Genomic DNA, 15,761 nt, shown 5'->3' on the forward strand with positions numbered 1-15,761 from the left:
ATGATCTCCGTTCTGTGTCGCAACTGAACAGAATCACAACCTGCTGAATTCACTCAACTCATTTCCGATTGGCCTCTCAGAGCTGGCATCCAAGCTCGGGGTGGACAAGAGCACGGTTTCAGGTTGGCGGGCGCGCCGCAGAGTTCCGACCCGTTTCGTCAAGATGCTCGATGAACCAGGGCGCGGCACCTTCAATACAGGGGAAGTCTCGGGCGAACTTCAGGAACGCGCCTACTCCATAGCGCTGGCGCGCTTCGTGCTCTTGCGGCACGATCTGGCCGCCAGCGGTGAAGTCAACAAGTCACTGCCCGCTTTCCGCCAGATGCTGCCCTTCTGGCTCATAGTACATCGCGCCGTCCATGACATGCTCTCCACGGTCGAAAGCCTTCAGATCGATCTGGACGCTGCGCAGGTGCTCATTCTTCAGGATGACTTGCTTCATCCAGAGAGAACAAAGATCCGAGTTGCTAGACAACTCGAAGAAGACCTGCGCGACAATCCGCAGCTCACCGGCTCAGGCCGGTAAGGCGCATTTCATACCCCTGGACTGACCGCGACGTGGGACGCATTTGCGTCCCGGTCGCAAAATCCCCCCATTGATTTCATTGAAGAGTTTCCAGCGCCGTTTCGCGCCGCCAGCCCCATAACCCCCGAAATCCCGCAAAAGGCATCAAACTGACTGAAATCGCTCAGCGCTTCACCATCGCAGCCGGGCATGCCCTTTCCGGGGCGCTGTCACTCCGCCGCCAGACCCTCCAACCCGTCGGCAATGCCCTCCACAACCTCGATCATCAGCCCCTCGTCCTCACATTCCGCCATGATCCGCACCAAGGGCTCGGTGCCCGAGCGCCGGATCAGCAGCCGCCCGCGCCCCTCCAGCCGGGCCGAAGCCGCAGCGATCATGCGTTCGGCGCCGGGACGCTCCAACGGGTCATCGCCAGGGGTGTAGCGCAGGTTACGCAGCACCTGCGGCACCGGCTCGAAGCTCCGCGCCAGGGTCGAGGCCGGCTGCCCGGTATCGATCATCGCCACCAGAAACTGCAGCGCCGCGATCAGCCCGTCACCGGTGGTGGTGTAATCGGTCATCACGATATGGCCGGATTGCTCGCCGCCCAGGTTCCAGCCGCCCTCGCGCATGCGTTCGACCACATAGCGGTCGCCGACATTGGTGCGCTCCAGCCGCAATCCGTGGCCATGCAGGAACTGTTCAAGACCCAGATTCGACATGACCGTGGTGACCAGGGTGCCGTCGGCCAGACGCTCTTCCTCGGCCCAGCGGCGGGCGAACAGCGCCATGATCTGATCGCCATCGGCGACCTGCCCACGCTCATCGATCAGGATCACCCGGTCGGCATCGCCATCCAGCGCAATGCCCAGATCCGCGCCTTCGGCCAACACCCGCTGCGCGCAGGCCTGCGGATAGGTGGAGCCGCATTGCGCGTTGATGTTGGTGCCATCCGGCGCCACGCCGAGGGCGATCACCTCGGCGCCCAGTTCCCACAACACCTCGGGCGCGGCGCGATAGGCGGCGCCGTGGGCGCAATCCACCACCACCTTCAGCCCCGACAGGGTCCTGCCCCGGGGAAACGTGGTCTTGGCATATTCCACATAGCGGCCCAGCCCGCCCTCGATCCGCTTGACGCGGCCGATATTGGCGGGCTTGGCGAGCTTGATCTCGGCGGCAACAATGGCTTCGATCTCGGCCTCGGCGGCGTCGGACAGCTTGAAGCCATCGGGGCCGAACAGCTTGATCCCGTTGTCATGATGCGGGTTGTGACTGGCCGAGACCATGATCCCCAGATCCGCGCGCATGGACCGGGTCAGAAACCCCACCGCCGGGGTCGGCACCGGCCCCAGAAGCAACACATTCATCCCGGTCGAGGTCAGCCCCGCCGTCAGCGCGTTTTCCAGCATGTAGCCCGAAAGCCGCGTGTCCTTGCCGATCACCACCCGGTGCCCGTTCGTGCCTCCCTTGCGAAAGAAGCGCCCCGCCCCGGCGCCCAGCCGCAGCGCCATTTCGGCGGTCATGGGCCAGGAATTGGCCGTGCCGCGCACCCCGTCGGTTCCAAACAGCTTTCTGCTCATGCCTGCTTCCCCTGTTCCTGCCCGGCCTCGCCCGGCCCGGCCAGCGCCTGCCACATGGTCAGCGCCTGTCGGGTTTCGGCAACATCATGCACCCGCAACAGATGCGCGCCCTGCGCCGCACCATGCAGCGCCACCGCAACCGACCCGGCCACCCGGTCGGCCGCCTGCTCCACCCCGGTCAGCGTGCCGATGAACCGCTTGCGCGAGGCCCCCAGCAGCACCGGAAGGCCCAGTTCATGCAGCACCGCCAGATGGCGCAGCAGGGCCATGTTATGCGCCACCGTCTTGCCGAAACCGATGCCCGGATCAACGATGATGCGCGCAGGATCAATCCCGGCAGCCTGCGCCGCGGCGACCTGGGCGGCCAGCATGTCGCCGACCTCGGCCACCACATCTGTGTAGCGCGGATCATCCTGCATGGTCTGAGGATCTCCCTGGGCATGCATCAGACAGACCGGCACGCCCGTCTCGGCCACCAGCGGCGCCATCTGCGGGTCATGCCGCAGGGCCGAGACATCATTGACCATATCTGCGCCTGCCTCAATCGCGGCGCGGGCCACGGCGGCATTGCGGGTATCGATGCTGATGGGCGTGGCGATCCCGGCTGCGCGGATGGCGCGGATCACGGGGATGGTGCGGTTGATCTCCTCATCCAGCGACACGGGCAGCGCGCCGGGACGGGTGCTTTCGCCGCCAATATCCAGAATATCGGCATCGCGCGCCATGGCAATGGCAGCATCCAGCGCAGCCTGCGGCTCAAAGATCCTGCCCCCGTCCGAGAAACTGTCCGGGGTGACATTCAGGATGCCCATGATCCGTGGCCGATCCAGGGACAGCCCGCAAATATCCGCGCGCCGGTCGGTCAGGCGCGCGCGCAACCCGGGCGACAGGTCCGGCAGGGGCGCCCGGCCGACGACCGCGCCGCGTTCCAGAAGCTCCGCGTCATGGCACCAGACAAAGGCGCTGCCGGCGACCGGCCAGATACCAACGTCTTCGCGCCCGCAAAACCCGGTCTGCGCCCGAAGCTGCACCCGCCGGTTCATTGCACCCCCCGGACATGCCGGGCGCAAGAGGTCTTCCCCGACATGCGCGCTCACTCCGACCAGGTTTCCCGCGGGACCTGCCCGCCGTCAGTCAGGGATGTCCCCGCAGGCAGGATCAGCGCCGCCGCTGCCAGTTGCTCGGCCAGCCATCCGGCCAGGGCGGGACCGTCGCCCGCGCGGTCCAGCGGGCTGTCGGGGCTGTCCAGCACCAGCTTGGTCGGCGCCCAGATCAGGCTGTGGCCCTGGCGCAGCGCCCAGTCGATTTCCGTCCGGCTGTCGGTCACCATCAGCCGCCGATCGCGCGAGGCAAGCCGCCAGGCGTTCTGCTCCATCGCCAGAAGGTCGATCCGGCGCTGCACGGCGCGCACCCCGGTCTGCGGCACCGCTTCGCGCGGCAAGCCCACGCACAGCACTACAGGCCGCCCCCGCCCCTGCAGCGCATCCAGCCGTGCGCCAAGGTCAGCGGCCTCGATCATGGCGTTGTCCACATAGGCCACCAGCGGATGCACCGCCCGCTCCTGGCCCAGCGCATTGACGCTTTGCACCGGCAGCGCGGCACGGTTGCGCACGATCTCGACCCCCAGCGCGCCGGGGCCGCGGTCCAGCTTTTCGATCCGCACGAAGGCGCGCATGCTCTGGGGTTCGGTCAGGATCCGCTCGGCCACACGCTCGGCCAGGGTTTCCAGCAGGTTCAGCCGCTCGGCGGCCAGTTCATGGGCGATGGCCTCGGTGATCCTGTCATAGGACAGGATCCGGTCCACATCATCCTCCAGCGGCGCAGGATGCGGGCGGATTTCAACCACCACGTTGAAGCACAGCCGCTGCTGCATCCCCCGTTCCGCCTGAAAGGCACCGATTTCAGCCGAAACCACATGATCACGCAGGCTGATTCGATCCCGCGGATCAGCCGGGGCGGTTGCCTCCGACCGCTCGATCGGGTGCGCAAAGGCAAGGTGGATGTCGCTCATGGGGCCCCCTTGGTGCCGTCGGTCCTGTCTGAGCATCCGATACACCGCTCGGCCCGGATTGCCCAGTCAGCACGCGGCATTGCACAGCCCCAAAGCGCCGGTATCCTGTATCGCCGCGCGGGATCAGGCGTTGTTGTCGCGATAAAAGATGTGCGAGCCGATCCGCGTCACCCGCTCGAACACCCGCGACCAGCGCGGGGAGACCTGAGTGGTATGGAAATGGGTTGCGCCCTCGGTCAACGCACGTGGCGCGCCATCGGTCATGACATGGGCAATGCGCTTGGCGGTGCGGCGGGCTTCGGCCTCGTGCATGTTCAGGGACTTGCCGTCACAGGCAAAGCTGAACTGGCACCGGCCCCGCACGGCAGCCGCGGCGCCCTGGTTGACCACGCCGCAGACCGAATTCGGAAAGGCGGGGGATTCGACCCGGTTCAGGATCACCTCGGCCACGGCGAACTGCCCCGCGATGCTCTCACCCCGGGCTTCATGATAGAGCGCGGTGGCCAGACAACTGGCTTCGGACGACAGCTCGCCCACCTGGACAGAGGCCAGCCAGTTGCGGTCATACCGCACCTGCTGCGCCTGCGTTTCGCCCGAAGGCCGAGTCAACCGGGATACATGATGCGCGGCAACACCGTTCATCCCGTCACGTTCCAGCGACATCAGCCGCACCACCTGCGCGCCAGCCACCTCTGGCTCGGCCATTGCCTGCGGCGCGAGAGCCACCATCGAGATTGCCACCATGGCGCCCATCACCGGCAACGTGACCGAAACACGCATGTTGTCTTTTCCCTTGCTTCAGACGCCACTCAGGCGACGGACAAGGTTTCCATCGCAGGCGCCAAATACCGAATTGCAGGACATCGATCCCCTGCGCGAGCCCATGACAGGCCCGTGATCTCAGCGCGGTCGGTAAACCAGCAGGGACGATTCGTCCAGCTTGCGACATGGGGGTGCCGTTTTCATGCGCGAAAACATGCCGATACAGGTTGCCAGCCCCTTAACGGCGCCCCTACCTGGCCCCGGCGATGGCAATCTGCGCCGCGGCCAGCCGCGCCACGGGCACCCGGAACGGAGAGCATGAAACATAGGCAAACCCGGCATCGCGGCAGAACGCGATGGATTCGGGGTCGCCCGCATGTTCGCCACAGACCGAAAGCGTCAGGTCCGGCCGCGCCACGCGCGCGCGTTCAGCACCGATCATGATCAACTCGCCCACGCCTTCGCGGTCCAGCATCTGGAACGGGTCTTCGGAAAAGATGCCCAGCTTGACGTAATCGGACATGAAGCGCCCGGCATCATCACGCGACAGGCCATAGGCCATCTGCGTCAGATCATTGGTGCCAAAGGACAGGAAGGACACATGCTGCGCGATCTCTCCCGCGCGAAGGGCGGCGCGTGGCGTCTCCACCATCACCCCCAGCCTGTAGTCGATTTCCGCGCCCGTTTCGGCGCGCACCGATGCGGCCACGGCTTCAACCCGCGCCTTCACCATCTCGACCTCGCGCACGGCCGAGACCAGCGGGATCATGATTTCCGGCACCACGCGGTCGCCGCGGGTGCCGCCTACAGCTGCAGCAGCCTCGAATATGGCGCGCGCCTGCATGTCATAGATTTCGGGCACCGTCAGGCCCAGTCGCACCCCGCGCATCCCCAGCATGGGGTTGAACTCGGACAGCGCCTCGGCCCGGCGGGTGATTTCCGACAACGGACGGTCCAGCGCATCGGCCAGCCCGCGCATCCCCTCGCGCGTGTGGGGCAGGAATTCATGAAGCGGCGGATCGAACAGACGAATACAAACCGGGCGGGCCTGCATGATGTCGAACAGATGCGCGAAATCCGCCCGCTGCATGGGCAGGAGCCGCTCCAGCGCGGCAGCGCGGTCCTGTTCGGTATCAGCAAAGATCATTTCGCGCATGACCAGCAGGCGGTCATCCTCGAACAGCATGTGCTCGGTCCGGCACAGACCCACGCCCTCGGCCTCGAACCCGCGGGCAATGCCGGCATCGGCGGGGGTGTCGGCATTGGCGCGCACACCGATGTCCCGGCGGGCGTCGGCCCAGACCAGCAGGGTGCGGAAACTCTCGTCCAGGGCAGGCTCCAGCAGCGGCACCGTTCCGGCCAGAACCTCGCCGGTGGAGCCATCGAGCGTGATCATGTCGCCTTCGCGCAGCACGCGCCCCCCGACACTGACGCTGCGTTCGCGCATATCCACCCGCACGCCCGAGGCCCCGACCACACACGGCAGCCCCAGCCCGCGCCCGATCACCGCCGCATGGCTGGTCATGCCGCCGCGCTCGGTCAGCACCCCCGAGGCCGCATGCATCCCGCGGATATCCTCGGGCGTGGTTTCGCGGCGCACCAGAATGCAGGCTTCCTCGCGCGCGGCGCTGGCCTGCGCGGCCGAGGAAGTGAAGACAATCCGCCCCTGCGCCGCGCCAGGGCTGGCGGCGATCCCGCGCGCAAAGAGATCCCGCGGAGCGCGCGGATCAACCTGCCGGTGCATCAGATCCGCCAGCGCCCGGGGCGGCACTCGCATCAGCGCCTCATCGCGCGAGATGATGTTCTCTTCAGCCAGGGCCACGGCCACACGCACCTCGGCCCGGCTGGAACGCACCACGGGCACCGCGTCCAGAACGGCCAGCTCGCCCTTGTCCAGCGTGAATTCGATCTGCATCTCCTCACGTAGTTTGGCACGGGCGATCTCGCCATGGCGCACAAGCGCGCCAAAGGCCTCGGGGCTGTGGTCTTCCAGTGAAGGGCCGCGCGGGTCTCGGGTCAGATAGAGCGTGTCGGCACCGTTCTCCAGCGCCTCGCGGCCCTGGCCATGGGCCTTGAACCGACCCGTGATGCGTCGCTCACCACTGACCCGGTCGATGAACTCGATCACCCCGGCACCGCTGTTGTCTGCACCAAGCCCGCCGGCCATGGCCTGCACCACCAGCCCTAGCCCTGCTTCGGCCGGGGCGCCCTTGGCCTGGCGCAGAAGCCGGGCCGATGTCCCCTCCCAGGCCCGGGCCATGGAGCGCAGCACCTCGGCCAGTTGCAGGGCTGGATCCTGGGGAAAGGGCTCCTCCATTTCGTTTTCATAGTCATGCAGCGCGGCCTGCAGGGCGGGCAGGCAGGGCTCGGCAGCATCAAAGAGTTCGGGGTCCAGGCGGGCGACGTGCTGCGCATAAGCCTGCACGAAGCGCAGATAGAGCCGCGTGGCCACGGGCTCGCCATGGGCAGCGGCGATCTCGGCATGGCGGGTGTCATTCATGCCGATGTTCAGAAGCGCCCCCGGGCCGCCCCAATCCGGAAACTGCGGGCTGGGACGAACCGACAGCAACTGCCCGGGGGCAAATCGCGCCAGCAACCGGTCCATGTCCGGCAGATTGCCGGCGGCAATGGCGCGCACTGCGGCAAAGGAGAGCGAGACAGTGCGCGGCACGGGCATGTCCAGCCGGATCAACCGCTGCAGGCATTTGGCGCGCCAGCCATGGGTTTCCTGCCGGATCACGGCGGAATGGGTGATCTCGGTGAAATCGGTCCGGGTCATGTATCGGCTGGGCATGGGCGGGTCTCCGGGCGTTCGGGGCACCATACGCCGATTGCGCGCCGCTTCAAGCGTGGCGTCGCCGCAGTGCCGCATGGACGGACCTGGCGCCGGTGGCAAAGGGGGGGCTCCCGCCCGTCGGCGACGCATCACAGATGCGCCCCCTCCCGTTGGGCCGGGCGCGCGCTGCGCGCGCGGCCTGCGTGCCAGAGGTGTCGTGCCAGATGTGCAGCGTTAAGGCGGGGCGGGGCTGGCGGGCGGGGGTGGGTGGGTGGGTGGGACGTCCGCCAGCCCCGCCCCTCCGTCAGCCTTCGAGCCGGGTGAGGTCGGCGACCTGCAGGCAGGTGCTGCGGATGCGGTGCAGCAGGTTCAGGCGGTTGCGGCGCAGGATCGCGTTGTCGGCGTTGATCTTGACCGCCTCGAAGAAGGCATCGATGGGCGCGCGCAGGCGGGCCATGGCGGTCATGGCTGTGGCGAAATCCTCGGCGCCCATGGCAGGGGCGATGGTGGCCTCGGCCTTGTCCAGTGCGGTGAAGAGGGCGGTTTCCTCGGGCGTCTCGGCCAGTTTGGGGTCGGGGCCGAAGGAGTATTCGACACCGTCCTTCGCCTCGGCCTGGGTCAGCAGGTTGTTGGCGCGCCGGAACCCCTGGACGAGGTTTTCGCCATCGTCGGTTTGCAGGAAGGTGCTGAGGGCCTCGGCCCGTTTGATCAGGAGGGTAAGGTCGTCGTTGCCAGGCATGGCCAGGCAGGCGTCGATGACGTCGTGGCGGATGCCCTGGTCGCGGAGGTGGACCTTGAGGCGGTCGTGTATGAAGGCGAGGAGGTTGTCTTGCCAATCCTTGGTCGAAGGTATGTAAGTTACCAAATCCACGATTGCCGTGGCCCCTTTTGCGATCACTCTCAGCTGTCCGGTAGCCGCGTCGTTGACAGGGTCCACAGATGGAACCATTTGGCCACCTTTTTTGGCCGCGATCCATTCCGGGTTGTCAATATATAGCTCTCCGTTGGCGGCCCATTGAGCAAGTATGTTTTGGTATGCTTCTCGAACCAACCGAGACAAAGATATCCGTAGGTTGTTTTGCAGCATTAGTCTGAACGCACCGATAACAGCCCGCCGCAGCGCATAGGGGTCTTTCGAGCCCGTGGGCTTCTCGTCAATCGCCCAGAACCCGGTGAGCGTATCAATCTTGTCGGCCAGCGCCACGGCCACGCTCACGGGACTGGAAGGCACCGCGTCGCCTGGCCCCAGCGGCTGGTAGTGCTCCTTGCACGCAAGAGCCACGTCCTTGGGCAGGCCCTGTGCGCGGGCGTAGTAGACGCCCATCACGCCCTGCAGTTCGGGGAATTCGCCCACCATCTCGGAGCGCAGGTCGGCCTTGGCGACGCGGGCAGCGAGGGCGGCGGCCTCAGGGTCGGCGCCGACCAGCGGGGCGATCTCGCGGGCCTGGGCTTCGATGCGCAAAATCCGATCTTTCTGGGTTCCGAGCTTGTTGTGGAACGTGACGTTGGCCAGTCCCTCGGCCATGCCCTCCAGACCGGCCTCGCGCACCTTGCGCAGGTCGTTTTCCCAGAAGAACCGGGCGTCCGACAGCCGGGCCGCCAGCACCTTCTGGTTGCCGGCCAGAATCGTCTGTCCCCCATCCACCGTGTCACGGTTTGCCACAGTCACAAATCGAACAATCTGCCCGGATCTCGGATCGCGCAGAGAAAAGAACTTCTGGTGCTCCTTCATCGAGGTCTGCAGGACCTCGGGCGGGAGGGTCAGGAAATCGGCGCCGATCTGGCCGACCAGCACCACGGGCCATTCGACCAGCCCGGCAACCTCGGCCAGAAGGGCGGGGTCCTCGACCAGTTCCAGCCCCAGCGCGAAGGCCTGGGACTGGGCCTCGGCGCGGATATGGTCGGCGCGGGCCTGCGGGTCCAGCATCACGAAGGCGCGGCGCAGCTTGGTCTGGTAGTCTTCAAACCCGGTGACGGCAAAGGCGTCAGGCGCCATGAAGCGGTGGCCGCGGGTGGTGTCGCCCGCGGTGATCCCGTCCACGTCCAGCGGCACCACCTGCGTTCCAGCCTCGTCCGTCAGGATGCAGAGGATGGAATGGAGCGGGCGGACCCAGCGCAGGGCGCCCGCGCCCCAGCGCATGGATTTGGGCCAGGGGAAATGGCGGATCGCATGGTCCAGCACCTCGGCCACGATCTGGGCTGCTGGGCGGCCCGGGGTTTCGATGGTGGCGAAGAACACCTGCCCCTTCTTGTCGTCGCGCGCCTGCAACTGGTCACGGGTCAGGCCGGTGGCGCGCAGGAACCCTTCGATGGCTTTTTCGGGGGCGTCGGTGCGGGGGCCGCGCCGTTCCTCGTGCCGGGTGGGGCTTTGTGCGCTCAGCCCCTCGATCGCCAGCGCAAGCCGCCGGGGCGTGGCGAAGGCGCCTGCGTGGGCATAGGTCAGGCCGGCCTCGACCAGCCCATCGGTCATCAGCTTGCGCAGATCCTGCGCGGCGCGGGCCTGCATCCGGGCGGGAATTTCCTCGGAGAAGAGTTCGATCAGCAGGTCGGGCATTGCGGGGCCTCGGGCTTAGCGTTCAGGGGGCGGCGGGCAGCCGGGGGGCACGGGGTCGCCATCGAAATGGGCCTCGCCGCAGGGGTTGATCTGGTGCCAGGCAAAGGCGCGGCCATCGGGGTAGACGGCCACCACCCGGTCAATGCCATAGCGGATATGCGCCTGCCCCAGAACGCCGGTGGCGCGGCCCGCCTCCAGATCGGCGCCGATGGTCTGGGCGTCGAAACAGTTGAACCAGTTCGGCGCTATCAGGGGGGCGGCCTCGGGGTAGGGGGTGAATTGCGCGGGGTCAGCATCCAGCGTGAAGCAGGCGCGGTAGCGAATGGGGGAGCTGTCGCTGTCGATCCCCTCGAAATCGCGCACGGGCTGGTCCTGGGCCGCCAGCGCGGCGATGGGGGTGAGCGCATAGCTGTCCTGCGCGGGCAGGCGGTCGTAATAGGCGTAGACGGTCAGATACCACGCCCCAAAGCCCGCCAGCGCGGCGCCGCCCACCAGCAGGATCACCATGAACCGGGCCATCATCATGCCGCCGCCCCAGGGACTGCGCCGCCCGCTTCGGTCTGCAGGAAAGCGTCGGCGCAGAGCTTGGCCAGCGCCCGGACCCGCCCGATATAGGCCTGCCGTTCGGTGACCGAGATCACGCCGCGCGCATCCAGCAGGTTGAAGATATGGCTGGCCTTGATGCATTGGTCATAGGCGGGGTGGGCCATGATGATCGCCCGCCCGGCGCTGTCTTTTGCGGGGGCATCAAGGATGCGCTGGCACTCGGCCTCGGCGTCCTTGAAGTGCTGGAACAGGGTGTCGGTATCGGCCTGGTCGAAGTTCCAGCGGGAATATTCGGCCTCGGTCTGGCGGAAGATGTCGCCGTAGCGCAGCGGGATGGGGGCGTCCGGGGCGTTGAAGGGCATGTCCATCACATGGTCCACGCCCAGCACATACATGGCCAGACGCTCCAGACCATAGGTCAGCTCACCCGAGACGGGGCGGCAGTCATGGCCGCCAACCTGCTGGAAATAGGTGAATTGGCTGACCTCCATCCCGTCGCACCAGACCTCCCACCCCAGGCCCCAGGCGCCGAGGGTGGGGGATTCCCAGTCATCCTCGACAAAGCGGATATCGTGCAGCGCATCATCGATCCCGATGGCGCGGAGCGAGCCTAGGTATAGCTCCTGCAGGTGCGGGGGCGAGGGTTTGATGATCACCTGATACTGGTAATAATGCTGCAGCCGGTTGGGGTTGTCGCCATAACGCCCGTCGGTGGGCCGGCGCGAGGGCTGGACATAGGCCGCCGCCCAGGTCCGCGGGCCCAGCGCGCGCAGCGTGGTGGCCGGGTGGAAGGTGCCCGCGCCCACCTCCATGTCATAAGGTTGCAGCACCGCGCAGCCCTTCGCGGCCCAATAGGATTGCAGCCGCAGGATGATTTCCTGGAAACTACGCGGTTTTTCCGGGGTTTGGGGCATCGGGGCCTCTTGTCACGGCGGGGCGATCACTTAAAGCTGTGCCTCCATAGGCAAGCTGTGCAGGGGGGTCAACGGCGCTGAACCATATTTGAGGTGCCATGCGCCACCCGTCTGCTAGGCTTGGCTGCAACCGTGCAGACAACACATTGGGGACAGTCGTGATAAGAAGTTTTTGGGCAACCCTGTTTGCCGCCTGCCTGGCGGTGCTGGCATCCGGGCAAGGCGCCAGTGCGCAACCGTTCTGGGTTCAGGTCGAAGCGCATTCGAGCCTGGAGGAGGCCCGCGCCCGCGCCGAAGGCTATGACAGCGATCTGGGCGGCGCATCCGGGTTTCGGCTGCCCAGCGGCTGGCATGCGGTGGTGCTGGGCCCCTATGAAACCCGCGAGGATGCCGATGCCGTGCGCCGCCAGTTGCAGGCCGAGTTCCGGATCCCCTCGGATGCCTTTGTCTCGGATGGCGGCGGCTTTGGCATGCAGTTCCATCCGCAGGGCACGCAGACAGCCCGCCCCCCGGCCCCGGCTGACACCCCTGAACCTGCGCCGCAGACAGCCGAAGCCACCCCTGAGCCCGCTGAACCGCCCGAGGAAACCCTGCGCGAGGCGCAGGCCTCGGAAAGCCGTCTGACCCGCGATGAACGCGCCGCCCTGCAGGTGGCGCTGCAATGGTTCGGCTTCTACAATCTGGGCATCGATGCGGCCTTTGGCCCCGGCACGCGCCGCGCCATGACCGCCTGGCAGGAAGACCGCGGCCTGGACGCAACGGGCGTGCTGACCACCCGCCAGCGCGAGGCCTTGATCCGCGAGTATTCCATGGAACTGGCCGCCCTGGGCATGGAGGAATGGGAGGATGAGCGCGCGGGCATCCGCATCCAGCTGCCCAAGGGCATGGTCCAGTTCGACCGCTACGAGGCCCCCTTTGCCCATTTCACCGCGCGCGATGACAGTGGCGTGCAGGTGTTGCTGATCAGCCAGTCGGGCACCCAGGCCACGCTGTTCGGTCTCTATGAGATCATGCAAACGCTTGAGATCGTGCCGATGGAGGGCGAGCGGCGGCGCCAGGCCAATTCCTTCGTGCTGACCGGACAGGATGCCTCGCTGCGCTCGCATACATTCGCCCGGTTCCAGCGCGGCCAGATCAAGGGCTGGACCCTTGTCTGGACGCCTGAGCGGGATGAACAGATGGCGCGTGTCCTGCCCATGATGGAGGAGAGTTTCGCCACTTTCGGCGACACCCTGCCCGACGGGATCGGCGAGGCCAGCGCCGTGCAGCGCCGTGACCTGCTGTCGGGGTTGGCGGTGCGGCGGCCGGAACGCTCGCGCTCGGGCTTCTATGTCGATGCCGAGGGCACGGTGCTGACAAGCATCGAGGCCGTTCAGGGCTGTGCCCGCGTCACCATCGACGAGGCCTATGACGCCCGCGTCATCGCCAGCGACGCAGACCTCGGTGTGGCTCTCTTGCGCCCGGACGCGCCGTTGGCACCGCTGGCCTTTGCGCAGTTTGCCGGCGCGGACCCCCGGCTTGCCAGCGAGGTCTGGATCTCGGGTTTCGGCTTCGAGGACATGCTGACGCGCCCGCTGCTGACCATCGGCGCGCTGGAGGATCTGCGCGGCCTGAACGGCGAAGACACCCTTCTGCGCATCGGCGCCCAGGTGCAGCCCGGCGACAGTGGCGGGCCGGTGTTTGACGGCCATGGCGGCGTGATCGGCATGTTGCTGCCCGGCGCCCGGATCGATGGCCGCGTCCTGCCTGAAGATGTCAATTTCGTCGCCCGCGCCGATGCGTTGCGCGCCTTTGTCGAAACCCAGGGCATCAGCGTCCGCACCCTGGCCGAAGCCAGCGCCGTTCCGCCCGGCAGGCTGACCCAGAAGGCCGGGGACCTGACGGTGCTGGTGTCCTGCTGGAACTGACAGCCGCTGCGGGGCGCCGACCGGGCGCCCCGCCCGCCATGGGATGAGCGCAAGAGAACTGGCCACCAAGTCGCCGGCCACGCGGAATTTCACGCCACTGTGATGGTTGCAGCGCCGCAGGCACCTTCCTATATAGCCCGCGAGGAGGCCGGGCAGCCAAGGCCCGGTCCTGACCATCGGCGGGCCGGGGCCTGACAGGACTTGCCCGCCTGCCACATCGCTTGAAACATGAGGATGCTGTCACATGAGCAAAGTCATCGGTATCGACCTCGGGACCACGAACTCCTGCGTTGCCATCATGGATGGGTCGCAGCCGCGGGTCATCGAAAACGCCGAAGGCGCCCGCACCACCCCGTCCATCGTCGGCTTCACCGAAAGTGAACGCCTGGTGGGCCAGTCGGCCAAGCGCCAAGCCGTCACCAACCCCTCGAACACCGTGTTTGCGGTGAAGCGCCTGATCGGGCGCCGCCTTGGCGATGCCGAGGTGGAGAAGGACAAGAAGCTGGTGCCCTATAACATCGTCGATGGCGGCAATGGCGATGCCTGGGTCGAGGTGCGCGGCGAAAACTACTCCCCCAGCCAGATTTCCGCCTTCATCCTGCAGAAGATGAAGGAAACCGCCGAAAGCTACCTGGGCGAGGATGTGACTCAGGCCGTGATCACCGTTCCGGCCTATTTTAACGACGCCCAGCGCCAGGCCACCAAGGATGCCGGCAAGATCGCCGGCCTGGAAGTGTTGCGCATCATCAACGAGCCGACCGCCGCCGCGCTGGCCTATGGTCTGGACAAGAAGGACAGCAAGACCATCGCCGTCTATGACCTTGGCGGCGGCACCTTCGACATCACCATCCTGGAAATCGATGACGGGTTGTTCGAGGTGAAGTCCACCAATGGCGACACCTTCCTGGGTGGCGAAGACTTCGACATGAAGATCGTCAACTACCTGGCCGATGAGTTCAAGAAAGAGAACGGTGTCGATCTGACCGCCGACAAGATGGCGCTGCAGCGCCTGAAGGAGGCCGCCGAGAAAGCCAAGATCGAGCTGAGCTCCAGCCAGCAGACCGAAATCAACCAGCCCTTCATCAGCATGGACAAGGAGACGGGCCAGCCGCTTCACATGGTGATGAAGCTGACCCGCGCCAAACTGGAATCGCTGGTGGGCGAGTTGATCCGGAAATCACTCAAGCCCTGCGACGCGGCGCTGAAGGATGCAGGTCTGTCCAAGTCCGACATTGACGAGGTTGTCCTCGTCGGCGGCATGACCCGTATGCCGAAGGTGGTCGAGGAAGTGACCAAGTTCTTCGGCAAGGAGCCGCACAAGGGCGTGAACCCCGATGAGGTGGTGGCGCTGGGCGCGGCCATCCAGGCCGGCGTGCTGCAAGGCGACGTGAAGGATGTGGTCCTGCTGGACGTCACGCCGCTGAGCCTGGGCATCGAAACCCTGGGCGGCGTGTTCACCCGTCTGATCGACCGCAACACCACCATCCCCACCAAGAAGAGCCAGGTGTTCTCCACGGCCGAGGACAACCAGAACGCCGTGACCATCCGCGTCTTCCAGGGTGAGCGCGAAATGGCCTCGGACAACAAGCTGCTGGGCCAGTTCAACCTGGAGAACATCCCTCCCGCGCCGCGTGGCATGCCGCAGATCGAGGTCACTTTCGACATCGACGCCAACGGGATCGTCAATGTCTCGGCCAAGGACAAGGGCACCGGCAAGGAGCAGAAGATCACCATCCAGGCCTCGGGCGGGTTGTCCGACGAGGATATCGAAAAGATGGTGCAGGATGCCGAAGCCAATGCCGAGGCCGACAAGAAGCGCCGTGAACTTGTGGAGACCAGGAACCAGGCCGAAAGCCTGATCCATTCCACCGAGAAGGCGCTGGAAGAGCACAAGGACAAGGTCGATCCGACCACGGTCGAAGCGATCGAGCTTGCCATCTCGGCCCTGCAGGAGCAGCTTGAAGGCGACGATGCCGACAAGATCAAATCCGGCATCCAGAACGTGACCGAAGCCTCGATGAAACTGGGCGAAGCCATCTACAAGGCCCAGCAGGAACAGACCGAGACCGCCGAAACCGGCGAGGGTGAGCCCCGTGCCGCCGACGAGGATATCGTCGATGCAGATTTCGAGGATCTGGACGACGACAAGCGCAAGTAAGCGCGGAAATCCCTATCGGTCCCGGCCCGGCACCATCCGGGCCGGGAC

Annotated in this window: 11 protein-coding genes; 3 read left to right on the plus strand and 8 right to left on the minus strand. The window is 66.1% G+C overall.

The window, feature by feature from the left end; translation table 11 throughout:
- Window positions 1-100 precede the first annotated feature (100 nt).
- A complete protein-coding gene (locus HUK65_RS07915) occupies window positions 101-526 on the plus strand; it encodes a hypothetical protein (RefSeq protein ID WP_179905622.1) in 426 nt (141 codons plus the stop codon).
- Between the two features lie 209 nt (window positions 527-735).
- On the opposite strand, the gene glmM is transcribed toward HUK65_RS07915, so the two are convergent.
- The 8 genes from glmM to HUK65_RS07955 all read right to left on the minus strand — a co-directional run bounded on the left by glmM (window position 736) and on the right by HUK65_RS07955 (window position 11,648).
- A complete protein-coding gene (glmM, locus tag HUK65_RS07920) occupies window positions 736-2,085 on the minus strand; it encodes a phosphoglucosamine mutase (protein WP_179905623.1) in 1,350 nt (449 codons plus the stop codon).
- Entirely contained in the window at window positions 2,082-3,128 is a 1,047-nt protein-coding gene (gene folP, locus HUK65_RS07925) for a dihydropteroate synthase (RefSeq protein WP_179905624.1), read from the minus strand. Before folP ends, glmM begins: the two co-directional genes overlap by 4 nt.
- A gap of 50 nt (window positions 3,129-3,178) precedes the next feature.
- Window positions 3,179-4,096, minus strand: a complete 918-nt coding sequence (locus tag HUK65_RS07930; protein WP_235441836.1) for a dihydroneopterin aldolase — start codon at window positions 4,094-4,096, stop codon at window positions 3,179-3,181.
- Window positions 4,097-4,219: 123 nt separating this feature from the next.
- A complete protein-coding gene (locus HUK65_RS07935) occupies window positions 4,220-4,876 on the minus strand; it encodes a cell wall hydrolase (protein WP_235441837.1) in 657 nt (218 codons plus the stop codon).
- A gap of 232 nt (window positions 4,877-5,108) precedes the next feature.
- Complete coding sequence (locus HUK65_RS07940; protein WP_407692422.1) at window positions 5,109-7,652, minus strand: putative PEP-binding protein; 2,544 nt, start codon at window positions 7,650-7,652, stop codon at window positions 5,109-5,111.
- A gap of 286 nt (window positions 7,653-7,938) precedes the next feature.
- Window positions 7,939-10,188 (minus strand): glycine--tRNA ligase subunit beta, encoded by a 2,250-nt coding sequence (glyS, locus tag HUK65_RS07945; protein WP_179905626.1) that lies wholly within the window; start codon window positions 10,186-10,188, stop codon window positions 7,939-7,941.
- A 15-nt stretch (window positions 10,189-10,203) separates the two neighbouring features.
- On the minus strand, window positions 10,204-10,713 hold the full coding sequence (locus HUK65_RS07950; RefSeq protein ID WP_327787062.1) for a DUF6446 family protein: 510 nt from the start codon (window positions 10,711-10,713) through the stop codon (window positions 10,204-10,206).
- Window positions 10,710-11,648 carry a glycine--tRNA ligase subunit alpha gene (locus HUK65_RS07955; protein ID WP_179905627.1) on the minus strand — a complete coding sequence of 313 codons (939 nt, stop codon included), beginning with the start codon at window positions 11,646-11,648 and terminating at the stop codon, window positions 10,710-10,712. Before HUK65_RS07955 ends, HUK65_RS07950 begins: the two co-directional genes overlap by 4 nt.
- A gap of 158 nt (window positions 11,649-11,806) precedes the next feature.
- Between HUK65_RS07955 and HUK65_RS07960 the strand changes: the two genes are divergently transcribed.
- Both HUK65_RS07960 and dnaK read left to right on the plus strand, forming a co-directional pair.
- Window positions 11,807-13,555 carry a trypsin-like peptidase domain-containing protein gene (locus tag HUK65_RS07960; protein ID WP_179905628.1) on the plus strand — a complete coding sequence of 583 codons (1,749 nt, stop codon included), beginning with the start codon at window positions 11,807-11,809 and terminating at the stop codon, window positions 13,553-13,555.
- Between the two features lie 244 nt (window positions 13,556-13,799).
- Window positions 13,800-15,713 carry a molecular chaperone DnaK gene (gene dnaK, locus HUK65_RS07965; RefSeq protein ID WP_179905629.1) on the plus strand — a complete coding sequence of 638 codons (1,914 nt, stop codon included), beginning with the start codon at window positions 13,800-13,802 and terminating at the stop codon, window positions 15,711-15,713.
- Window positions 15,714-15,761 lie beyond the last annotated feature (48 nt).

The organism is Rhabdonatronobacter sediminivivens, from assembly GCF_013415485.1.
GTDB classification, from domain to species: Bacteria; Pseudomonadota; Alphaproteobacteria; order Rhodobacterales; family Rhodobacteraceae; genus Rhabdonatronobacter; species Rhabdonatronobacter sediminivivens.

Coding starts and splice junctions, on each gene's coding strand:
- HUK65_RS07935 (WP_235441837.1), bottom strand. CDS start 4,876: ATGCGTGTTTCGGTCACGTTGCCGGTGATGGGCGCCATGGTGGCAATC.
- dnaK (WP_179905629.1), top strand. CDS start 13,800: ATGAGCAAAGTCATCGGTATCGACCTCGGGACCACGAACTCCTGCGTT.
- glmM (WP_179905623.1), bottom strand. CDS start 2,085: ATGAGCAGAAAGCTGTTTGGAACCGACGGGGTGCGCGGCACGGCCAAT.
- HUK65_RS07955 (WP_179905627.1), bottom strand. CDS start 11,648: ATGCCCCAAACCCCGGAAAAACCGCGTAGTTTCCAGGAAATCATCCTG.
- folP (WP_179905624.1), bottom strand. CDS start 3,128: ATGAACCGGCGGGTGCAGCTTCGGGCGCAGACCGGGTTTTGCGGGCGC.
- HUK65_RS07950 (WP_327787062.1), bottom strand. CDS start 10,713: ATGATGATGGCCCGGTTCATGGTGATCCTGCTGGTGGGCGGCGCCGCG.
- HUK65_RS07930 (WP_235441836.1), bottom strand. CDS start 4,096: ATGAGCGACATCCACCTTGCCTTTGCGCACCCGATCGAGCGGTCGGAG.
- HUK65_RS07940 (WP_407692422.1), bottom strand. CDS start 7,652: ATGCCCAGCCGATACATGACCCGGACCGATTTCACCGAGATCACCCAT.
- glyS (WP_179905626.1), bottom strand. CDS start 10,188: ATGCCCGACCTGCTGATCGAACTCTTCTCCGAGGAAATTCCCGCCCGG.